The sequence below is a fragment of the Collimonas fungivorans genome, assembly GCF_001584145.1.
In the GTDB taxonomy this organism is placed as follows: domain Bacteria; phylum Pseudomonadota; class Gammaproteobacteria; order Burkholderiales; family Burkholderiaceae_D; genus Collimonas; species Collimonas fungivorans.
Map to the genome: position 1 here is coordinate 3,774,219 of NZ_CP013232.1, position 20,982 is coordinate 3,795,200.

At 59.5% G+C, this 20,982-nt stretch carries 17 protein-coding genes; 2 read left to right on the forward strand and 15 right to left on the reverse strand.

Going from position 1 to position 20,982, the window contains the following annotated elements; all coding sequences use genetic code 11:
• Window positions 1–5 precede the first annotated feature (5 nt).
• On the forward strand, window positions 6–866 hold the full coding sequence (locus CFter6_RS16185; RefSeq protein ID WP_061540802.1) for a class I SAM-dependent methyltransferase: 861 nt from the start codon (window positions 6–8) through the stop codon (window positions 864–866).
• A 39-nt stretch (window positions 867–905) separates the two neighbouring features.
• On the opposite strand, the gene CFter6_RS16190 is transcribed toward CFter6_RS16185, so the two are convergent.
• The 6 genes from CFter6_RS16190 to CFter6_RS16215 all read right to left on the reverse strand — a co-directional run bounded on the left by CFter6_RS16190 (window position 906) and on the right by CFter6_RS16215 (window position 7,828).
• Window positions 906–1,370: an energy transducer TonB gene (locus CFter6_RS16190; RefSeq protein WP_335340289.1), complete on the reverse strand. Its 465-nt coding sequence runs from the start codon at window positions 1,368–1,370 to the stop codon at window positions 906–908.
• A gap of 330 nt (window positions 1,371–1,700) precedes the next feature.
• On the reverse strand, window positions 1,701–2,030 hold the full coding sequence (locus CFter6_RS16195; protein ID WP_061540803.1) for a DHCW motif cupin fold protein: 330 nt from the start codon (window positions 2,028–2,030) through the stop codon (window positions 1,701–1,703).
• Window positions 2,031–2,049: 19 nt separating this feature from the next.
• On the reverse strand, window positions 2,050–3,051 hold the full coding sequence (locus CFter6_RS16200; protein ID WP_061540804.1) for an XdhC family protein: 1,002 nt from the start codon (window positions 3,049–3,051) through the stop codon (window positions 2,050–2,052).
• 111 nt (window positions 3,052–3,162) lie between these two features.
• Window positions 3,163–4,440 (reverse strand): c-type cytochrome, encoded by a 1,278-nt coding sequence (locus CFter6_RS16205; RefSeq protein WP_061540805.1) that lies wholly within the window; start codon window positions 4,438–4,440, stop codon window positions 3,163–3,165.
• Window positions 4,440–4,991 (reverse strand): (2Fe-2S)-binding protein, encoded by a 552-nt coding sequence (locus tag CFter6_RS16210; protein WP_061540806.1) that lies wholly within the window; start codon window positions 4,989–4,991, stop codon window positions 4,440–4,442. Before CFter6_RS16210 ends, CFter6_RS16205 begins: the two co-directional genes overlap by 1 nt.
• A complete protein-coding gene (locus tag CFter6_RS16215; protein ID WP_061540807.1) occupies window positions 4,988–7,828 on the reverse strand; it encodes a xanthine dehydrogenase family protein molybdopterin-binding subunit in 2,841 nt (946 codons plus the stop codon). Before CFter6_RS16215 ends, CFter6_RS16210 begins: the two co-directional genes overlap by 4 nt.
• A 312-nt stretch (window positions 7,829–8,140) precedes the next feature.
• Here CFter6_RS16215 and CFter6_RS16220 point away from each other — a divergent pair, with 312 nt between their 5' ends.
• A complete protein-coding gene (locus tag CFter6_RS16220; RefSeq protein ID WP_061540808.1) occupies window positions 8,141–9,259 on the forward strand; it encodes a glycerophosphodiester phosphodiesterase in 1,119 nt (372 codons plus the stop codon).
• A 77-nt stretch (window positions 9,260–9,336) separates the two neighbouring features.
• Here the strand turns inward: CFter6_RS16220 and CFter6_RS16225 are convergent, their stop codons facing one another.
• From CFter6_RS16225 to recR, 9 genes are all read right to left on the reverse strand, one after another.
• Window positions 9,337–9,600 carry a PAAR domain-containing protein gene (locus tag CFter6_RS16225; RefSeq protein ID WP_061540809.1) on the reverse strand — a complete coding sequence of 88 codons (264 nt, stop codon included), beginning with the start codon at window positions 9,598–9,600 and terminating at the stop codon, window positions 9,337–9,339.
• Between the two features lie 10 nt (window positions 9,601–9,610).
• The gene (locus tag CFter6_RS16230; RefSeq protein ID WP_061540810.1) at window positions 9,611–11,281 is read right to left on the reverse strand and encodes a type VI lipase adapter Tla3 domain-containing protein; all 1,671 of its coding nucleotides are present in this window, start codon (window positions 11,279–11,281) and stop codon (window positions 9,611–9,613) included.
• On the reverse strand, window positions 11,278–13,566 hold the full coding sequence (locus tag CFter6_RS16235) for a DUF3274 domain-containing protein (RefSeq protein WP_061540811.1): 2,289 nt from the start codon (window positions 13,564–13,566) through the stop codon (window positions 11,278–11,280). The genes CFter6_RS16230 and CFter6_RS16235 overlap by 4 nt, the downstream gene beginning before the upstream one ends.
• Before the next feature lie 19 nt (window positions 13,567–13,585).
• Window positions 13,586–16,378: a type VI secretion system Vgr family protein gene (locus CFter6_RS16240; RefSeq protein ID WP_061540812.1), complete on the reverse strand. Its 2,793-nt coding sequence runs from the start codon at window positions 16,376–16,378 to the stop codon at window positions 13,586–13,588.
• Between the two features lie 509 nt (window positions 16,379–16,887).
• Window positions 16,888–17,100, reverse strand: a complete 213-nt coding sequence (locus tag CFter6_RS16245) for a SymE family type I addiction module toxin (RefSeq protein WP_061540813.1) — start codon at window positions 17,098–17,100, stop codon at window positions 16,888–16,890.
• A 222-nt stretch (window positions 17,101–17,322) separates the two neighbouring features.
• Complete coding sequence (locus tag CFter6_RS16250) at window positions 17,323–18,174, reverse strand: ABC transporter permease (RefSeq protein ID WP_061540814.1); 852 nt, start codon at window positions 18,172–18,174, stop codon at window positions 17,323–17,325.
• 34 nt (window positions 18,175–18,208) lie between these two features.
• On the reverse strand, window positions 18,209–19,018 hold the full coding sequence (locus tag CFter6_RS16255; protein ID WP_061540815.1) for an ABC transporter ATP-binding protein: 810 nt from the start codon (window positions 19,016–19,018) through the stop codon (window positions 18,209–18,211).
• Between the two features lie 111 nt (window positions 19,019–19,129).
• Window positions 19,130–20,167, reverse strand: a complete 1,038-nt coding sequence (locus CFter6_RS16260) for an ABC transporter substrate-binding protein (RefSeq protein WP_014006789.1) — start codon at window positions 20,165–20,167, stop codon at window positions 19,130–19,132.
• Window positions 20,168–20,344: 177 nt separating this feature from the next.
• Window positions 20,345–20,941 carry a recombination mediator RecR gene (gene recR / locus CFter6_RS16265; protein WP_061540816.1) on the reverse strand — a complete coding sequence of 199 codons (597 nt, stop codon included), beginning with the start codon at window positions 20,939–20,941 and terminating at the stop codon, window positions 20,345–20,347.
• Window positions 20,942–20,982 lie beyond the last annotated feature (41 nt).

Below are 20,982 nucleotides of genomic sequence, written 5' to 3' on the forward strand. Positions count from 1 at the left end.
AAACCATGAACGACAAACCAGATGCAGCGCCAGACAGCACGGCAGCGCGCGTCGCCTTGTGGCGCGCCTTGCATGTCGAGGCCGACCCTCCGCCGCATGTGCTCGAAGACAAAATCGGCCTCAAGCTGCTGGCTCCTGACCAGGACTGGCGCAACCGCGGAGACATGGATCCGCAGTTCACTCGTCCTTTCCGCGCCTCAATCGTAGCGCGTGCCCGCTTCATCGAGGACCTGGTCGTGGAACAGGCCGGCCGCGGGACTACCCAGTATGTCATCCTCGGCGCCGGCCTTGACAGTTTCGCCCAGCGGCGGCCGGAGATCGCATCCCGCCTCAAGGTGTTCGAGATCGACCAGCCGGGTCCGCAGGCGTGGAAGCGCCGGCGCCTGATCGAGCTCGGCTTCGGCGTCCCGGACTGGCTGCGCTTCGTGCCGGTCGATTTCGAGGCGGGCGGATCCTGGCGCGATGGACTCACGGCTGCCGGTTTCGATGACAGCAAGCCGGCAATCGTGGTGTCCACCGGCGTCAGCATGTATCTGACCAGAGACGCTAACGCGGCCACGCTGCGACAAGTCGCTGCCCTCGCCCCAGGCTCGACGCTCGCCATGACGTTCCTGCTGCCGCTGGAGCTGGCGGACCCCGAAGTACGCCCCGGGCTTGAGATGGCGGAGAAAGGGGCGCGCGCAAGCGGGACACCTTTCCTCAGCTTCTTTACCCCGCCGGAGATCCTGGCGCTGGCCCGGGAATCGGGCTTTGGAGAAGCACGGCACGTATCGGCTGCCGATCTTACCCGGCGCTACTTCGCAGGCAGGACAGATGGCCTGCGCCCGCCAAACAATGCGGAAGAACTGTTAGTGGCAAATACCTAACTGCCCGTCATGGCTGGAGCCAGGGAGCGGCCGATGTGCTCACTCCAGCTTCCAGACATACTGCATGCGCGTAGCCGACTGCACCGGCTGGCCATCCGCCATGGCCGGCGTGAAATGGCAGAGGCTCCAGGCTTTCAGGGTGGCGCGATCCAGGTCTTTGTAGCCGCTGCTCTTTTCAATCGCGGCATCCACCACGTTGCCATCGGTGCCGATGATCAGCTTCACATTCACCGTACCCTGCTCTTCGTTGCGCAAGGAAGTCCTGGGATATTCCGGCTTTTCGCAATTGCCCGCGACCTTGGCACTGGTATGCGCCGGCGGGCCGGCTATCTGTGCCGAGGCTGCCGGCGACGGTTGCGCGACTGAAGTAGGCAGCTCGTTGCTCGGCGGCTTGACATTGGTGACCGCGGCAATCGTGTTTTCCTGCGGCTGCGGCTGTACCTTGACTTCTGGCGGCGGTACATAAGGAGGTGGCGGAGCGGCCGATTTTGGCGGCGGCGGCACCGGCTTGTCGGGCGGCGGCGGGGCGGCGGCGGCTTGATTTCTTCGATGAGCTTGGTGATCACCGGCTCCTGGATGACGTCGACGACTTTACGCGCCAAACCTGTCACCAATGCATATACGATCGTTATATGCAACACCACGACTACAATGAAACCAACCAGTTTCCTGGTGGGTTTACTCCCATCCAGTGCGAAATCCATTGAAGGACTCCTGTCTGCAGCCCGACGGCAATCCTACGACGATTTACTTGGCGGATTGCCTACTTTCATACTAGCAGCTTGGCGGCAACAGTAAAGGAAGCTGGTCAAAATTTCCCGGCCGATGCGGTGTTCAGTCCACTATGAACAGCTTCGCCCCAACCGCGGTAAACGACTTGTGCGGCTCCGCGCCGTCGGCAACCTGGTAGCTCATGCCGGCTTTCAGCAAGAACCTGCGGCCGTCTTCGAGTTCGGTGTGCAGTTCGCCCTCCAGGCAAAACAGGATATGGCCTTTGCTGCACCAGTGGTCGGCCAGGTAACCCGGCGTGTACTCGACCATTCGCACGCGAATGGCGCCGAACTGGCGGGTGCGCCAATAGGCAATGCCGACCTCGCCCTTGTGCTCGGTACGCTCGACGGTTTGCCAGTCGGTCGTGCCAAACGGAATATCCGTCATCTTCATGTGTTTACCTTTAAGCGTTTCACGGCCGCTCGACCATCCGCAGATCGTCCGTATTGACGGCACAACTGGATGGCGATACCGCCACCCTGCCGCGGTTGCGCAGCATCACCAGCTCGGCCAGCACCGATACCGCGATCTCAGCCGGCGAACGACTCAAGATGGACAAGCCGATCGGCGCATGCAAATCGCCGACCTGCTGCGGGCTCAGGTCCAGCATCAGCAATCTTTCCTTGCGCGCCTCGGTGCTCGCCATCGAGCCGATGGCGCCGACGTAGAAAGCATCGGTCTTGAGCGCTTCCATCAGCGCCATGTCGTCGATTTTCGGGTCGTGGCTGAGGGTGACGATTACGGTGCGGCGGTCCGGCTTGAAGGCCAGTACGGCGTCGTCCGGCATGCCGTCCAGCCAGACTACGTCATCGACCTGCCAGTTGCGGCGCTGCTCTTCGCGCGGGTCGTTCAGGTATACCGAAAAATCCAGCGCCGGCGCCATCTGCGCCAGGTATTCCGAGACCTGGCCGCAGCCGATGATCAGCAGGCGCCAGCGCGGGCCGAACACCTGCAGCAGTTCCTGTTCGTCGAAATGCAAGGCGAAATCGGCGTCGCTGGCTTCAATGCTGGCCTTGCCGCTGCGCATGTCCAGGCGACGCTGCACCAGCTTGCGTCCGGCGACGGCGTCGAGCAAAGGCGTCAGCGAAGCAGCGTCGGACAAGGGTTCGATCACCAGTTCCAGGGTGCCGCCGCAAGGCAGGCCGAAACGCTGCATCTGCTCGGCGCTGATGCCGTAGCGCACCAGTTCTATGCGTTCCGGAAACGCCGTGGCAAAGCGCTGCATCAGGTCGTCCTCGATACAGCCGCCCGAGACCGAACCGGTGAAATCGCCGTCGTCGGTGATCGCAAACAACGAACCCAGCGGACGCGGCGCCGAACCCCAGTTGCGCACCACCGTGACCATCGCCACCCGCTTGCCCTGCTGGAGCCAGCTGACGGCGCTTTTTAATACTTGATAATCGACTGCATTCATGGCTTGCCTGATCTTTTCTTAGGTTTTTACCAGTGTAATGAAAAACAGGACCGGCCGCTTGCACGGACGATCCTGCTATAGGGCGGGCACCTGTGCCCACCCTGCAACGCTTCAGTGCGCCGTCGTCAGCCGCATGCTCTTGATGCGCTCCGGGGTAACGTCGGCGGCCTGGCCGCCCCAGGTGACGCGCAGGAAGTTGGACAATTGCGCCAGTTCCTTGTCGTTCAGCTGGCCGGCGAAACCGGGCATGTCCTGCAGGCTTTCGGTGCCAGGGAATTTCTGCGCTTCGATCCCGTCCAGCATCGCCACGATCAGGTTATGCGGATCGGCGTTGCGCACCGTCGAATTGCCCTTCATCGCCACCGCCACATGCGGCTTGCCGTCGCCCTGGAAGCCATGGCAACCGGCGCACACTGCCGTGTACAAACGCTTGCCGGCATCCAGTTCGACCGCATCGGCGCTGATGGCCTTGACCGGTTCCGGCGGCAACGGCTTGTCGCCCAGCAGATAGGTGGTGACGGCGTTCAGGTCGTCCTTGCTCAGGTATTGCGTGCTCAGGTGCACCACCGGGAACATCTCGCCGTAGGCCGAACCTTGCGGGGCGATGCCAGTAGCGAAGAAGGTCTGCAGGTCCGTTGCCGTCCAGCCCACCGCAGCCAGGCCGGCGGGTGTGATGTTGGGTGCGGCGACACGTCCCAGTGCAGCGCCGGCCAGCGGTTTCGACAAATCAAGCTGGCCGAACACGCCGCGCGGCGAATGGCATTCCGCGCAGTGGCCGAGCGCATTGCTCAGATACTGGCCGCGCAGCCAAGCAGGAGACTGGCCGACCGAAGCGTCGCTCAGCGAATTCTTCAGGAACGGCACATTCCAGAACATCATGCCGAAGCGCATGTTGTAGGGGAATTTCAGGTCCGCTTCCTTGCTCGCCACGGCGACCGGTTTCTGCTGCATCAGGTAGGCGTAGATAGCGTCGCTGTCGGCGCGCGTCATCGAGCGGTACGAGGTGTACGGCATGGCCGGGTACAAGTGCCGATCCGGCGTTACGCCGTCATGCAGGGCCTTGTAGAACTGGTCCGCGTTCCATTTGCCGATGCCGTGCTGTTTGTCCGGTGTGATATTGGAGCCGTAGAACTTGCCAAACGGCGAAGCCAGTTCGACGCCGCCGGCAAACGGCGCGCCGGTGGCGGTGGTGTGGCAGGCGGCGCAGTCGGCGGCCTTGGTCAGGTAGCGGCCGAGGGCCAGCTGGTCGGCGCTGCCCGGCTTGACCGTGCTGCCGGCGGCTGGGGCCGACGGGCTGCTACTGCTGTCGCACGCAGCCAGCAAGGTTGCCGCCAGCAGCGGCGCAGCAGCCATGCGCAACGCCTTGCCGAGGTATCGGAGCTTAGTCATCACTTGCCATCCTTTACCAGTCCCGGCGTCGCCAGCGCCACTTCCTTGACCGCTTCGAAGTAGCGCACATAACCGGTGCAGCGGCAGATGTGATCGTTCAGTCCGTCGGTAATGGCCTGATCGAGCTGGTCCTTGGCGACCGGCTGGCGCTTCAGCTTTTCCAGCAATACCGTCGCCGCGTTGACGAAACCCGGGGTGCAGTAGCCGCACTGGAAGCTGTAATGCTCGAGGAACTTCTGCTGGATAGGCGACAACGCCACTACTTCGCCCTTTTCGTTAAGCTGGGCGTGGCCTTCCACGGTGCGTACTTTCTTGCCTTCGAAAAAATGGGCGCCGGTGATGCAGGAACGCACTTCTTCGCTAGTGCCGTCCGGCTTGTCGAGAATCACCACGCAGGCCCGGCAGACACCCTGGCCGCAGCCCAGGCGCGAGCCGGTCAGATCCAGGTATTCGTGCAGGAAATCGATCATCATGATGCCTTCCGGCACCGGCACCGGGCCTACCGGCTTGCCGTTGATATGCATGGTGATGGGGTGGATAGTCATGCTCATGCCAGAACCTCCTGGATATTTTGTTGGGTTACCGGCAGGTCGGTGAAACGGTGGCCGATGGCGTGGGCGATGCCGTTGACGATGGCGCCGACCACCGGGATCATCACCACTTCGGCGATGCCCTTGGGCGGATCGGTCTCGGTCAGCGGCGGCAGCACTTCGCTGGTCTGGCTCCAGACCGCGACATCCTTGGCGCGCGGCAGCTGGTAGCGGTTGAAGTTCCAGCTGCCGTTGCCGGGGCCGTCTTCGTATAGCGGCAGGTATTCGTGCAAGGCGTGGCCGATGCCCATCGCCAGGCCGCCCTGCAGCTGGCCGGAAACCAGCTGCGGCGAGATCTGGTTGCCGCATTCCATGATCGAGTGATGGGTCAGCAGCTCGACCTTGCCGCTGGCTTCGTGCACCGCCAGTTCGACCAATGTGCCGACCGCGCTGTAGTAAGTCACGGCAGCGTTGTTGCGCTGGGTTGGCGGGATGAAGACTTTCTTGCGATTGAGTACGTCGTAACCGCCGCCCGTGCTCATCCTGGCCTTGCGCGCCTTGTCGGCGCCGTCGCCATAACGCAGCGACAGGCCGTCGAGCGGAATCCTGGTGAGATTGCCGAGAATCTCGAACTCGGCTTCGGTCCATTGCCAGCGGTTGAAGACGTGGACGGTGGCGCCGGTGACCAGGCCCAGTTCGTGGGCTTTCGTCACCAGCTGTTGGTAGGGCAGCGCTTCCAGGCCGGCGGCGGACAGCTTGCCGTCGACCCAGCGCGCATCCTCGACCCGCACCACCAGCGGCGCCGCCTGGCCGCCGCCTATGCCCTGGCTCCAGATCGCCATCGCCGCCGGCCACAGGCCGTGCATGAAGATCACGCGTGCAGCTTCGCGTGTGCTGTGGGTAAAGTAGAAAGCAGAGTTGGTGGCGCTGGATGGCGAGGAATAGCCCGGCGACCAGCGCGGATTGGCCGCCAGCTTGTCTTGCTCGGCCTGGCTCATGATGTAGGGATCGCCGCTGGTGACTACCGGCAGGTCACTCCAGTCGGTGACCGAGGTGCGCACTTCATGCGCCGGCTTGCCCAGCCACTTGGCGCAGGCGATCGCCTGCGAAGTCGACATGCCGGTGCCGATTTCGGCGGCGCTGTGCGACAGGTGGATCTGGCCGTCGGCGCTGATTTCGACCTTGGCGAACGAGGTCTCGGCGCCGGTGCCGAAATCCTTCTGCACGCAGGCAAAACCGACACCGTAGCGATAGCCCGGATGACCGGCTTCGTACTCGGTTTTTTTCTTGGTCCGGTTGATCCACAGTGGATGGTTCTTGGCCTTCTGCAGCACTTCGTCGACGCGGATCGCGCCGGCCGGAATCGCGCCCTGGGTGTTTTTCATGCCGGAGCGCAGCGCATTCTTCAGGCGGAAATCGATGGCGTCGAGGCCGAGCTTCTCCGCCATCTCGTCGATCATCATCTCAGTCGCCGCCATGCTCTGCAGCGTGCCGTAGCCGCGCGCCGAACCGGCGTCGATCGCACGGCTGGCGATGGCCACCGCAGCCAGGTCGTTTTTGGGGAAATAATAAATCGATTGCGCGGCGGTGGCGCCCACCATCGCTACCGACGGCGAGAAATTGGCGCGGCCGCCGCCGTTGGCTTCGAACTCGCCCTTGAACGATTGCAGCAGGCCGCTCTTGCGGTCGACCGCGATGCGGTAATGCATCTTGAAGGCGTGGCGCTTGATCGAGGTCTGGAACTGTTCGTAGCGGTCGTTGGCCAGGCGCACCGGCTTGCCGTCCGCATACAGCGAGGTCAGCAGGCCGTAGAAAGGGAAATTGTAGTGATCCTTGGAGCCGTAGCCGACCGTGTAGCAAGGATGGAGGAACAGCTGCTTGAGCGGGAATTTTCCCTTCTTCATCATTTCGATGGCGCTGTCCACCACTTCGCCCGGCGACTGCGTCGGCACCACCATGTGCAAGGCCTGGCTGGCGCTGTCGTACCAACAGTTGGCGTTGTCCGGCTCCAGCGCCGCGGTATCCACCGACTGCGTATTGTAGTTGCGCTCCATCACCAGCCAGTCGGCCGGCGGGTGGTCCAGCTGATCCTGGATCTGGGCGGCGTAGAACATGCCCTGCTCGCCCAGCTTGCCGTGCTCCTGGCCGTCCGGCCAGACCGGCTGGTGCTTGCGCATCATGCTCGGGAATACCGGCGCATTCTTCAGGCTGGAGAAGACATCGTCGTCGAACGATGTCGCGCCGCCCACCCGCACGAAACGGAAAGTGCCCCAGGGATCGCGCTCCAGCGGGCCGGTGACCGGGCCGTACTGGATCACTTCATCCTTGAACTGCAATTTATCCTTGGCAAAGCGGAAGCGTGCGAAATCGTTGTAGATCAGGATTGCCACCGCGTGGCCAAGATAGGCAGCGGTCTTGCCGGGCGGGAGCAGCATGTCTTCACCGTAGAACGCCGGGAAAGCCAGGCCGTCGCGCGCCAGGTCGGCGGCGGTGACTATGCGGTCAGGTTTGAGATCGTCGCCCAGCAGGCCGAGGTCGAAGCCAAGGAAGTTGCGGTCGGCCTTGGTAGCGCGCAGGATGAAGGCATGCGCTTGCTGGTCCGGCCAGTGCGGCATGTCGCGGGCGCGCACATCGCGCGCGAACACCTTGGCGCCGGTGACTTTGGCCATGCCGTCGATACGAAACTTGACGCGACCGCCGGACTGGCCGTTGCTGCTGTCCCACTGGATGGGCGTCAGGATTTTTTCTTCAAACAGGGCGGCGAACGCTTTGCCGCCCATGGGCGCGACGTAAACCGACACCCCGGCCACCACGCTGGCCTTCAAAAAACTGCGACGCGAAAGGTCGAGTTTTGTCATGTATTTCTCCTCAAAAGCCAAGGAGCACCCCAACCGTCGTTCGCTAGCGGTTGTTGCAGATGCTCATCGGATCCATCAAAAGCCCCTGCCGGGCATTCATCTGGGGGTCGGCATTTTATTACATTGGAGAACTGGCAACATAAGCACTATGACATGATGAGAATAGATGATTTGACAGCATACGCAATCGATTTTGTAGGTAATTGCCGCATGCCTGCAAGAATAACCGGTGATTTACTTGAGAAAATGTCATGTCTGTGTAACAAGTTACCCATACAATAAAACACTCTTCTCCACTCCAACTATCCGATCATGATACGAATCCGCACCCTTGGCCTGGCGCTGGCCGGCCTGTTTTCCCTGTCCGCCTGCGGCGGCGACGGCGGCGACCTGGCAAACAACGGCAATATCCTGGTCATCGGCCATCGCGGCGCCAGCGCATTGCGGCCGGAACATACCCTGGCTTCCTATACCAAGGCGATCGAAGACGGCGCCGACGTGATCGAACCGGACCTGGTGGCAACCAAGGATGGTTTCCTGGTGGCGCGCCACGAGAATGAAATCTCCGGGACCACCAACGTCGCGACGGTGGCCAAGTTTGCCGGCCGAAAGACCAAAAAGGTTATCGACGGCAATACGCTGGAGGGATGGTTCACCGAGGATTTCACGCTGGCGGAAATCAAGGAATTGCGCGCCAAGGAAAGAATCCCCCAGATCAGGCCGGACAATACCCAGTACGACGGCCAGTTCGAGATCCCTACCCTGCCCGAGATCATCGCCTTGGCCAAGAACATGTCGGCCAAGACCGGCCGCACCATCCACCTCTATCCTGAAACCAAGCATCCAAGTTACTTCCAGTCGATCGGCCTGCCGCTGGAAGACCGCCTGCTGACAGCATTGGCGCAAGACGATTACAGCGCCAAGCGCGCCGTGATTTTCATCCAGTCGTTTGAAACCGCCAACCTGAAAACCCTGCGCGGCAAGATCGGCAAGAATCATCCGACCTACCGGCTGGTCCAGCTGATGGACGACGGCAAGGCACAGCCGCCCGATTTTGTGCTGGCCGGCAGCAAACGGACTTACGGTGATCTGATGACTGTTGAGGGAATGAAGGAAGTGGCGGCTTACGCCGATGGCGTCGGCCCTAACAAGCTGAGCATCATCCCGCAGGACAGCAGCGGCAACCTGGGCCAGCCCACCGCACTGGTCAGCAACGCCCACGCCGCCGGCTTACGGGTGCATCCCTACACCTTCCGGCCGGAAAACAACTTCCTGCCGGCCAGCCTGAAAAGCAATGCGTCAGCCGCCACCCGCAATCCGGATGGCCTGGCGGCGGAAATCCAGGCTTACCTGAAAGCGGGCATCGATGGTTTCTTTACCGACGACCCGGCCGTTGGCCGGCGTGCGGTGGATACATTTAAACGCAGCTGATACCCGGCCACGCTTATTCTTTTCCAAGTGACGGGGAGTTGCGGTCGCTTTAGGGACGGGTAAGAGATGAGCGACCGTCACGTCCTTCCTGACGACGTGATGCTAGAGATCAGCGCCGCCCCGCAGGATGTCTTGTGGCCGTCGAAAGCCACGTTCTTGCCGTCGATTTGCACAGCCGGGTCGCCTTCCACGATCACGCAGTCATGATGGCCCGGCATCGGACAGGTGCAACGATCGCCGACGCAGGCCACAGGCCGCTCCATCACCAGCGATTTTTCCTGCCCGGTCACCACTTTGCCACCGTGACTGGTGGAATCCCCCAGACGAATCACCCCGCGCATCGCATCGCTCTCATTTGAACGGGCTCACGCTGCCGTGATTCTGCGCCCATGCGGCCTTGGTCGCCTCATCCGGCGGACTGACCATCACAATGCTGGCCATACCATTCGGGCGCCGGTTCACCGTCGCGCTCGCCCCGCCCTGCTGATAACTGGCGATCAGTCCCAGCCCGATCTGTACCATGGGGGAACTTGTGCCGGTATTGCCGATGCGGGCGCCGATGTCGTAACCCTCTTTTACCTCGTCTGGATGGGGGGCGGAAGTACCCACTTGCGCCAGTGCCTGGTTCAGCGGAATCACCCATTGCTTGCTACCTGTGGTGTCGTAGAAAAGGCGCTTGGGTTCTTTATTGTCTGGGAGCACAGCGACGGCCTGTTCCCAGCCGGCCTTCAAGGCTTCGGCCTGCAGAGCGGTCTTCAGTGGCTGGCCGTGATCGTCGGTCAGCTTGACATCCACCGGGCGGTGTAAATAGCCCAACAAGGGCGCGCTGTCGAATTGCTTGAGCTGCCAGTCAGTCCAGCGCACCGGAATATAGGGTGTTGGTTTAAACTCGCCCGGGCCTTGGTTGCCTATCGTTTGCCACAACTCCGGTAACTGCGACTGCCACCAGCTGGACGACATCGCACCTGCGGAAGGACTGGTAACCCCAGCGGCTTTTTCTTCCTTTCTGAATTGGGCCTCAAAACTGTCAGGGCCTTGATCATCATTTTTTTTCCAAAAGAAATTCCACAGCTTGACGACGTCATACTCGGTATTGGTTTTATTGATATTGGCCGTCTGCGTGACGGCAAACGGCCGGATCAATTTGTCTACACGATCCGAACGCGACACCAGAAACGCGCCGACACTGTCCGGCATGGCTGGAATAACGTGCCCTTCCTTCGGAGTATCCACGTTGCCTGGAGTCTCAACCAGCGAGCGCGTCATTGAACCGTCGGTGCTAAATAGCAGCGCCGCCGGCACATCCGGATGGGTATCGAAAAATGCAAACAGCTTTTCGATCATGGCAGCGCCGTCATCAGTATTGGCATCTTCCTGCCACAACAGCAAGGTCACACCCAGGCTCGCCTGTTGGCGTAATCCCGCCAGGTCTCCCGCTGGCCGGGAAGCTCTTTTTGCCTTCGGCGGATACCAAATAATGACAGGCAGCGGCCACTGATCGACTGCATGGCGTGCGCCTTCTTTGAACGACAGGCCTGTTGAAACACCTAAATCGGACAAGCGTTGACCTGCGCTATTCGTGTAATCTTCTGGGTTCCGGGATGCATAGCTTGCGTAATTGTCGGCCTTTTCTTCAATAGCCTGCCAGATTTCCTCGTCGGCTTTATCGGCAACGACAACTCCCATTCCCCGTACTTCCAGCGCAAACTTCTTTCCCGTTTGCGCAAGCATCGCCTGGGCGCCGGGCAGACTCGACGCCACTGCAGCGGAAGCAGCCTGTTTTGGCGAAGACGAATCCGCGGAGGCATTCGACGACCGATGCATCCACGCCAAACCCCCACCGTATGCAAGGATGGCAATGCCGAGCGCAGCCAATACACCATTTCGAATACTGCTTCCCATATACGACGTCTCCTGTCCTGTTGCTTGCCAATGATTATAATTCCCAACCATCACATAGATGGTCCAGATGATCGCCACCAGCAAGAATCCAGCAGCATATGGCCAAATACGCGGCCTCATCGTAAGCTACCCAATCTTGCCATGCCCTGAGCGGCTTGGTTCTGGTAAAAACGCATTTCCGCTTCTCTCTGTAGATCCGCTGCCTGTTGCTGCGCTGCTGTAGCCTTTGGCGTCAGTTCACTGGTCACCAGCGGTGGCATTGTCATGGAGACAAATTGTTCACCAGGAAATATACCTTTCTGATAGTAGTCTCTGCATGCCTCAATAAAACCCCTTTCTTCCTGAGTAAGCCGATCTGTGTAGGCTTTGTTCTTCGCAATCACATTGAAAACCGCTGGAGACAATTTCCAGTCCGCAATGGCCACCAGCAACTCACGCCAGATTGGATCATCCATCGTCACGGCCTGTCCGATGGCGACATCCATCGCCGTTACCCAGCGGTGATTTTCTGCAGCATGCAGCAAGCCAGAATGATAGTTGTTGGCTTCGTAAGCGTCCTTGTCGGTTTGCATTCGTTCACGCGCTTCTTTCGGCGTCTCCTCGCGTTCCAGCGAAATTCCACTCCAGCTCACGCGCCAATTCTGGGATTGCTCGTCGACAGGATTATTGGCATTGAACTTCGCTTTCTCTTTTTCCAGGGCCGAATAGGGATCGAAAAAGTGCCCCGCTGTTTTCCATTCCAGATCCGCGTACTGATTGCCCAAGATCACATTCTTGGTAACGTCGTCCGGTGTCATCATCCCAGCCCTATCAGCATGTCCAGGCCGGGAGCCACCGGTTTCACCCTTGACCTCGCCACCATACATGTCAGGTTCGCAGGGTGGTTTCAACTCTTCTCCGTTGATGAAACGAATATCGTTGTGCTTAAAGTTCGCCTGCAGAGCGATGTTCGTAGCCATATTCATCGCGCCGGCATCGGGACCTGGCGTCAAGCGCTCGTATTGATCACGAACCGGCACCCGTGCCGGCTTGCTGCCTACCAGCACCTTCTTGTACTTGCCATCGAAGTTGTGGTCGCGCGTCATCCGCGTCCACATCCGCTGAAAGAAGCGCTTGCTCTCCAGAATCTTCATGGCGTCCATGGTCTGCTTGTTTGCTTTTTTTGCCGCGCCGTCGGCAGGCACTACATCGGGAACCCCGAAGGTGCCGATGCCATGGACTGTCTTCAGCCCGACGACAGTATCCTCTGGACAAAAGTACAAATACACCTTGCCGCGGTTATCGCGTTCGTCAAAGGTCACCCAGTTCTTGCCGCTCTTGTCCAGGCGCTTGCCTTGCGTCTTGCTCCAGTCCGTCCCGGCGCGGCCACCGTGCTTGTCGTGATTGATCATCATGTCGGCCAGGTCGGGAATCGTGTAGGGCTTTTTGGTCACTTCGTTGACGATGTCGATCAGGGTCTTGAGTTTGGCATGGCCGGTTTGATTGCAGCCGTCCGTCTGGTAGAGGCTGTAGGGAGTATCGACCATGATGATGCAATCGACGCAGCGCTGGCCCTTCTGTTTCAGGATCGCCTGCGCCAGCAAGGTCAGGATCGTTCCCTGGCTATGCCCCATGATGGTGATCGTTTCATGTTCAGGCTGCATGCCTTGCGCCGCGGCGAGCGCAGAGGGCTTGACCGATCGAATCATGTTGATCAGATGCGCCAGACGCGTCGCCGCCAGGACAAAATAGCGACGCTCCGGTGCATCAGCGGCATACATCGAGTTCCCACCCAAGGCATGCTTGGTCACTGAGCGCGCGGCAAAGTCCGCCCTGAACCCCTCACCGTACATTTGTGGGATATTGTTCGTCGCGTTTGCGAAGAAGCCTCCCGCCTTGCCGAAATGCTTATCGAGGCGATTTCCGTGAATGTCCTGATACTGGTCCCGCATCATCAAATTGCCGTCCTTATCAGCGACACCACCTTTCACCTCTTTGGTGTTGCTTTGCCCCTTGGAGTTGAGCCGCGCAATTTCATCGTTTTGTGCGCGATACCCCCAGTAAAACGGAATGAAGCTGCTTTTGGTTGTGCCAGCAATTTCCTGACGCTGATACAGATAGGTATCGGGGTCGGACAGTACATCATTGTCCGACTTACCGGGATTTTTCTTTGCTTTCAATTTGTTATATTGAGCGCCATAACTTCCCGCATGCAAGTCATTCCGCGATAGGCGCTCGTTGAGCCCTTTGAAAATCCCGTCTTCGACGAACGAATATACCGCGCCAGGATCGTTGACGCCATGGAGAAAAATCACGATGCCCGGCAGATCGCGAGGCAGTTGCGCCGGACGGTCGTTGCCCCGGTCTGCATAGGTGACGGCGCCGGCGGCGCCGACAACGTGGTAGTCGCTGTTGGTATCGGCCATAATTATCCTTGTTGGCTTCTCATAGTGCAGGTTTCAGGATGTCAATCTTGAGGATGCGCATGGCGTCGTCCTTGACCAGGTCGGTATGGCCGTTCGCATCGCTCTTGCCCTCGATCACCCGCCCGTCGTCCATCGTGATACGGTAAGGCTGGTGAGCCGCAGCGGCCGCCGATTCTGGCGACTCGCCAGGGTAGTGCAGCTTGAAACGCTGATCGGTCGGTGCGTTGTTGAAATTTGCCTTGGCCGCCTGCTGCGTCGAAGGACCGCCCCACTGGTGCGACGCGGAGAGCAGTTTGATATCGCCGTTCGTGCCCAGCGTCACGCCGCCGCCGATCTTGATGTAACTGCCGTCTTCGGCAACGAAGCGAATCGTCGGCGCCGTGACCAGGACTTCATTTTCGTTGCTGCTGATCTTGACGCCTTTTTGCGCGTTGGCCGTCAATGCATCCGTCTGCACCTGCAGCAGCATCGGCCCTTCGCCTGCGATCGCCTGGATGCCTTTGCCGCGCGCGAACAGTTGCATGCCCTGGCCCGCAGTGGCATTCAGGCGCTGGCCACTCATCAATTGCAGATGCTGCTGCGCTACCTGGTCGATGTTCTCGCCGGCATAGGTCACATGCGTTTTAGGCGTGACAGCGACGGACCCCGTGGCCGCGCCGAATGCCATGATGGCTGCTGTGTCCCCGGCGCCAGCAGATGTACTACCCGTGCCACTGCTGGTTGCATCCCAATTCTTGAGTGCTGCTGCGAGCTGGTTCTGGGCAGCGCCATCCGCGGCCTGGCCGCCATGCTGGCCGGCATAGTCACCTAGCGCCTTGAACAATTCCGTGCACTCGCCGAGCAACTGGTTCAGTTCATCGCGCTCAAGAAAGTGTCCGGTCGCCTTGTTACGTGCGTAGGTAGTCAGGAGGATGCCTTTCGCAGCGCGCAGCGAAGCCGCCGCATCCGTGCGCAATTCTGCGCCTTCACCGCGGGCCTCGCCACTGCCGTCGGTGCGCGGTTGCGTCAGAAAACCGAGGTTGAGCTCACTGGCCGCATGCTCGCTGGCCAGCTGGCTGCTGATCTGGCCCGCAGTGTCATCAAAACGCAACTGGTTGTAGCGGTTTCCTTTGATCTCTTTCGTCTTCACGCCGGATAAAAAACGATTGCCCGGCAACGCGCCGGTATGACTGAATGTCGCTGGCATGTTCGGCCCATTGTGCAGGACGCCGGTGACGAACATCTTATCCGGATCGCCATTCAGGAAATCCAGGGCAACCTCCATCCCTACCCGCGGCACGGTGTCGTGGCCATAGTTTTTACCGGCCCAGCTGCTGCTGACCCGCACATAGGCGCTGTCTGTCTGCGTTCCGCTGGTTCCCGCGCCTTGCGCATGCGCATGATCGTCCGGATTCAAGCCCTGTATCTGTATCTTGATGCGACCGAATTCGTCACAGTGAACTTCTTCCCCTTGCGGTCCGACTACCAGCGCCGTGATCGGATAGACACGCGGCAGATCGATGCGAGGATCGTATGCCGGAGTCAATGCGACGCCACGCCGTACGCAGGTAAAGGTGTTGTTGTAACGGGTGTCGGGTGTTCCTGGTGAGAGTGCCTGGGTGACGGCTGCCAACGAACCGGCGTGCCAGCGGCTGCTGTCAAACAATGATTGCGCGCGCTCGTTGAGCTCCTTCGGCAAGTTATTCTCGCCGCGATGATGCAAGGCGGTGACCATGAACTGCCGCTGCTCCTGCGGTTGCAGATCCACATCGGGATGGCCAGTCAGTTCGAACCAGCGGCCGACCGCCAGATCGCGCACGCCACTTGCGCCGTCGACGCTGGCGGCCCGTAATTCGTGCGACAGCATCCGCGCCTTGGTCAGCCGGTCGTAATCCGCCCAGGAATCCCCAGCGTGCGGCACATCAATGACGCTATCGGAGAGAAGTTGCGCGAGATCGTTGCCGGCTTGCCCTTGGTCGATGATACTGGTTTGCGACGCCTTCGCCATCTTGCCGCTCTTGTAATCTGCGCTGGCACGATTGACACTGCCGGAAACCAGTTGTTGCGAGGCTGACCACAGCGTCACTGAATCGCGTTCTTCAGTAGCGGCATCACGGTGATAGCGGATCGTGCCGGCGCCCGATTGCGGCAATTTCATCGGGTCATCGAAAAACACCAGCGTATGTATCGGTAAATCGTTTTTATTGCTGGAAGACGAATCCTGTTCCCGTTGGCCGGCTGCCGTGAACCAGGCAATACCTTCGCGGCGGCAGAGCCGGCGGATAAAATCGGCATCAGATTCATGAAACTGCACCGTGAGTTCGCGCACAGGGTACTGGCTTCGATCTGTGCCGGACAGATCAAAGTCGAAGGCCCGAGCAAGTGCGGGACTTTTCTTCTGCCATTCCTTCAGCAAGATATCAATCACGTCCACCACATTTTTAGTGCGGAACATGCGGGTATTGATCCGTCGCTCCAGCACCGACAATGCATCGCGGATAGTTAATTGATAGGTAGCGAGCGATCCATCCGATTGCCCCGCACGCGCGTCCGTGATGATCCCGCAAATCTGATGCAGTGCGCCCCGGTCGTTAACCAGCTGAACCGATACCGGCAGCCCGATAAACGCGTTGAGCGGCAGGTTGGAGCGCGTTGACAGACAGGTCAAATGCCCTTCGATACCTGAACAGAGGCCCTCGGTAATGTCGATGCGCTGAATGACCAGGACCTGTTCGAGGGTAGCCTGGGCATTGCCCCAGTGCAGACGAATAGGCCGGTTTTCCTGACTCAACGAACCGGAGGCAAACGCTTGCAATGCGTCGGCGAGATTCACGCTACTGCTCTCTTGTAGCGAAGAACATATACGATCGGCATTTTGGTGTCCTAGTTGCAATTAATGGAAAATGCAGCGGTCAGGTGGATCCGGGGCGAAAACGAAACGCGCCTTACTTAAATTGGTACGCACCCTACACGCTTGAATATTCTTGTGTAACTGTCAAAATTATCAGGTGTTGTTTCTGAAAATGCGATTATCAAACGAGCATCTTTATAAGTGAGGAACAAGACATTCAGTGAACTCTAGCACTGGATCAGAGGGTATCTCGATGGGAAAAGACTAACATCTTTTTACAGCTCTTATTGCCCAGTAGGAATATATGTGTACTGTATTCATGCCGCTTCCAGATTGCCTCTTAAAGAAACGCACATTGCCGCATCACAATTTTACCTGCCATGGCCAGATGACATTGCAAACAATTGTGGCATCCATATATCGCAAGGCATGGCCCAAAAAACCGCTCCACTGCAACGCAGCGCATTGGCGAAGCGGCTCAATCCGGATAATCAGTTATCGGTGATCACCAGGCAGCCAATCATGATCCTGATGCGCAATGGAGTCTCCGGCATGAAACCGGCTTGCCTGACGGTGGAACCGCATAGGCGGACCCAGAGTGCCTCGAGATCGTCCTCCTGATGGAAGGAGGCTGTGGGCCGCTGCACCTGCGTATCAACTGCTATCGGCGTGCGGGTGTCTCGCGTATGATTGCGCTTAGCCATATTCAACTCCTTAGACTTTAGTTGTTTGTGGTTAGCGGTGCGGGGATGTTGACGCATCCTCGCGCCGCGTTTGTTGCCGTGCCTGCCAGGTCTTTGCAGGCCTGGCGTTTAATACAGTAGCACCATCAACACAAAAAATATCGCTTAAAACGCGCCCGCCTCGTTTTTAAGAAAAAGCATAGAACAAAGGCCCGATACCAATCACGCCGCTTGCGATCATGCTCACAAACGCTCGGTCTCGCCACTCTTAGGCTGCCATTTCATCAGGCGCTTTTCCACCATGCCCACCACGGTATCGAGCACCAGCGCAAATGCCGTCAACACCAGGATGCCGGCAAACACGGTATTGATGTCGAAACTGCCTTCGGCCTGCAGGATCAGGTAACCGACACCGCGTGCAGAACCGAGATATTCACCGACGATGACGCCGACAAACGCCAGGCCGACCGAGGTATGCAGGCTGGAAAACACCCAGGAAGTGGCCGACGGCAGGTATACCGTGCGCAGCAGCTGGCGCTGGTTGGCGCCCAGCATGCGGGCATTGGCCAGCACTACCGGGCTGACTTCCTTGACGCCCTGGTAGACGTTGAAGAACACGATGAAGAACACCAGCGTCACCGCCAGCGCCACCTTGGACCAGATGCCGAGCCCGAACCACATCGCAAAGATCGGCGCCAGGATCACGCGCGGCATGGCGTTGGATGCCTTGATGTAGGGATCGAGGATGGCCGATGTCAGCGGCGACAAGGCCAGCCACAAGCCGACGCCGAGGCCGAGCACCGTGCCTATGCCGAACGCCAGCATGGTTTCGGTCAGGGTCACCAGCAGGTGCGAATAAATCTCCGCCGGAAAAGTCAGGGTGAACCAGGTGTGGTCGCCGAAGCCGACTTCCACCGAACCGCTGCCGACGGTGAACCACTGCCAGATGCGCTGCAGCACCTTGACCGGCTCGCCGAAGAAAAACGCGGTCTGCGGATTGCGCGTGGCGAGGTGCCAGATGAGAAAAAACACCAGCAGCACCAATACTTGATAGATGCGCAGATTCCTGTAATTCGGCTTGATGGCTTTCCACATGATCTTGTTTTATCCCTGTTTCCCGATGCCGCCTTCAGGCGGCTTTTTTCTGTTGCTGGTAACCCTTCAGCACTTCGTCGCGCAGCACGCTCCAGATCTGCTGGTGCAGCTCTACAAAACGCGGCTCGCTACGGATTTCCGCGACGTCGCGCGGCCGCGGCAGGTCGATCACGAATTCGCCGATAGGATGGGTGCCGGGTCCCGCTGACAGTACGATCACCCGGTCCGACATGGCGATCGCCTCATCCAGGTCATGGGTGATGAACAGCACCGCCTTGCGCTTGGCGCTCCACAGTTCCAGCACTTCGTTTTCCATCAGCTGCCGGGTCTGGATATCGAGCGCCGAGAACGGCTCGTCCATCAGGATGATGTCGGGATCGAGGATCAGGGTCTGGGCCAGCGCCACGCGCTTGCGCATGCCGCCCGAGAGCTGGTGCGGATAGCGGTCGCCGAAGCCTTGCAGGCCGACCCGCGCCAGCCATTCTTCTCCGAGCTGGCGCGCCTTGCTTTCATCGGTCTCGCGGTACTGCAGGCCGGCGATGACGTTCTGCAGCGCGCTACGCCACGGCATCAAGGCTTCGGCCTGGAACATATAGCCGGCGCGGCGGTTGATGCCGAGCAGCGGCTCGCCGAACACCTGGACGCTGCCGGTCGACGGTTGCAGCAGACCGGCGCCAACGTTGAGCAATGTCGATTTGCCGCAGCCGGTCGGACCGACCACGGAAACGAATTCGCCCGGCGCGATCGACAGGCTGGTATCGGCCACCGCGGTATAACGCTGGGAACGGTCATCCTTGGAGATGAAGGTGCAGCTGACGTTGTCGAGAAAAAGGGCTGGTGTCATGGGAGTCGGGATGAGCTTGTAGCGATAAGCCGGTAGGGTGGGCAGGGTTTTTTCCCACGCGGACACCCGATTCAAAAAATGTGAGGTTCCGCGTGGGCACAGGCGCCCGCCCTACTTGTATTTGGCGTTGGCCTTCTTTACAAACTCGTTGGTATAAGTTTGCGACAGGTCGATATTCTTGCCGGCCAGGTCGGGATCGAAGGCCTGCAAGGTGCGCAGCGCGACTTGCGGGCCAGCGTCAGGAATGGTGCCGTCCGGTGAAATCGCCTCGCGCACTTTCATGAAGGCTTCGATGTACAGGGCGCGATCGCCTAGCTGGTAGCTTTCCGGCACTGTCTTGACGATGTCGGACGGACCGGCTTTCTGCAGCCATTTCAGCGCGCGCACCATGGCGTTGGTCAAGGCTTGCGTGGTGTTCGGATATTTCTTGATGAAGTCGGCCGAGGCGTACAAGGTGGCAGCCGGCATCGGGCCGCCGAATACGGCATTGGTGTCTTTCAGGGTGCGGGTGTCGGCGATGATCCTGATCTCGTTATTCTGCTGCATCATGGTGATCAGCGGATCGAGGTTGGCGATCACGTCGATCGAACCGGAACGCAGCGCCGACAAGGCGCCGGCCGAAGCGCCGACGCCGATGTAGGAAACATCGGTCGGCTTCAGGCCACCCTTGGCCAGCACGAAATTGGACATCATGCTGGTCGAGGAACCCGGCGCGGTGACGCCGATCTTCTTGCCTTTCAGGTCGGCGATCGACTTGTAGTTAGGCATGGTCTTGTTGGACACGCCCATGACGATCTGCGGCGCCCTGCCTTGCAATACGAAGGCGACGATATGCTGGTTCTTGGCCTGCATGCTGATGGTGTGTTCGAACGCGCCCGAGACCACGTCGGCGCTGCCGCCGACCAGCGCCTGCAGCGCCTTGGCGCCGCCGGCAAAATCGGAAATCGTGACATCCAGGCCTTCATCCTTGAAGTAACCGAGCTGCTCGGCGATTGTCAGCGGCAGGTAATAAAACAGGTTCTTGCCGCCCACGGCGATCGCTACCTTGGTTTTCTCGGGGGTCTGCGCAAACAGTTTGCCATTGAAGGTAAAGTACCCCGCCAAGAATAGGCAAAGGGCGATGCCGAACTGCTTCCAGCTGAATTTCATATTGTCTCCTCGTATATCCAGGGTTATTTCACTGCTGTTTGTTTTTGCAATGTATGTTTTCTTTGCCGTCTTGGCGCGGCTGTCTCGAAACTGGTTACTAGTCTTCTATGATAATACTGCCCGAGCCGGTTTAATTCGGACTACTGCTATGTTTTTTTGGCATGGCGCTCCGTTTTGTCAGGTTGCGCGCCGGTCCAGCATGGCGCGCGCGATGGTGCCGGCGTCGACATACTCCAGCTCGCCGCCTACCGGCACGCCGCGCGCCAAACGGCTGACCTGCAGGCCGCGGGCTTTCATCGTCTCGCTGATGTAATGGGCAGTGGCTTCGCCTTCGTTGGTGAAATTGGTGGCCAGCACCACTTCCTTGACGACGCCGTCGGTGGCGCGGCTGATCAGCTTCTCCAGCTGGATGTCTTTGGGGCCGATGCCGTCCAGCGGCGACAGGCGTCCCATCAGCACAAAATACAAACCCTTGAAAGTCAGCGTCTGTTCGATCATCAGCTGGTCGGTAGGCGTCTCCACCACGCACAGCAAACTCGGATCGCGCTCCGGATCGAGGCAGGTTTCGCACACCTCGTTCTCGGTGAAGGTATTGCACAGCGCGCAGTGGCGGATCTGGTCGACCGCCTGCGTCAGCGCCCGCCCCAGCAAGGCCGCACCGTCGCGGTCATGCTGCAGCAAGTGATAAGCCATGCGCTGAGCCGACTTGGGGCCGACACCGGGCAGATGACGCAAGGCTTCGGTCAGCAAGGTGAGACTGGAAGGAATTTTCACGGCTGGCCCTGCATCAGGTTACAAGCGTCATGCGGTCGGTG

What these genes read in the sequence shown, in the direction of transcription:
- CFter6_RS16185 (WP_061540802.1), top strand. Translation starts at nt 6, where the DNA reads ATGAACGACAAACCAGATGCAGCGCCAGACAGCACGGCAGCGCGCGTC.
- CFter6_RS16195 (WP_061540803.1), bottom strand. Translation starts at nt 2,030, where the DNA reads ATGAAGATGACGGATATTCCGTTTGGCACGACCGACTGGCAAACCGTC.
- CFter6_RS16200 (WP_061540804.1), bottom strand. Translation starts at nt 3,051, where the DNA reads ATGAATGCAGTCGATTATCAAGTATTAAAAAGCGCCGTCAGCTGGCTC.
- CFter6_RS16205 (WP_061540805.1), bottom strand. Translation starts at nt 4,440, where the DNA reads ATGACTAAGCTCCGATACCTCGGCAAGGCGTTGCGCATGGCTGCTGCG.
- CFter6_RS16210 (WP_061540806.1), bottom strand. Translation starts at nt 4,991, where the DNA reads ATGAGCATGACTATCCACCCCATCACCATGCATATCAACGGCAAGCCG.
- CFter6_RS16215 (WP_061540807.1), bottom strand. Translation starts at nt 7,828, where the DNA reads ATGACAAAACTCGACCTTTCGCGTCGCAGTTTTTTGAAGGCCAGCGTG.
- CFter6_RS16220 (WP_061540808.1), top strand. Translation starts at nt 8,141, where the DNA reads ATGATACGAATCCGCACCCTTGGCCTGGCGCTGGCCGGCCTGTTTTCC.
- CFter6_RS16225 (WP_061540809.1), bottom strand. Translation starts at nt 9,600, where the DNA reads ATGCGCGGGGTGATTCGTCTGGGGGATTCCACCAGTCACGGTGGCAAA.
- CFter6_RS16230 (WP_061540810.1), bottom strand. Translation starts at nt 11,281, where the DNA reads ATGAGGCCGCGTATTTGGCCATATGCTGCTGGATTCTTGCTGGTGGCG.
- CFter6_RS16235 (WP_061540811.1), bottom strand. Translation starts at nt 13,566, where the DNA reads ATGGCCGATACCAACAGCGACTACCACGTTGTCGGCGCCGCCGGCGCC.
- CFter6_RS16245 (WP_061540813.1), bottom strand. Translation starts at nt 17,100, where the DNA reads ATGGCTAAGCGCAATCATACGCGAGACACCCGCACGCCGATAGCAGTT.
- CFter6_RS16250 (WP_061540814.1), bottom strand. Translation starts at nt 18,174, where the DNA reads ATGTGGAAAGCCATCAAGCCGAATTACAGGAATCTGCGCATCTATCAA.
- CFter6_RS16255 (WP_061540815.1), bottom strand. Translation starts at nt 19,018, where the DNA reads ATGACACCAGCCCTTTTTCTCGACAACGTCAGCTGCACCTTCATCTCC.
- CFter6_RS16260 (WP_014006789.1), bottom strand. Translation starts at nt 20,167, where the DNA reads ATGAAATTCAGCTGGAAGCAGTTCGGCATCGCCCTTTGCCTATTCTTG.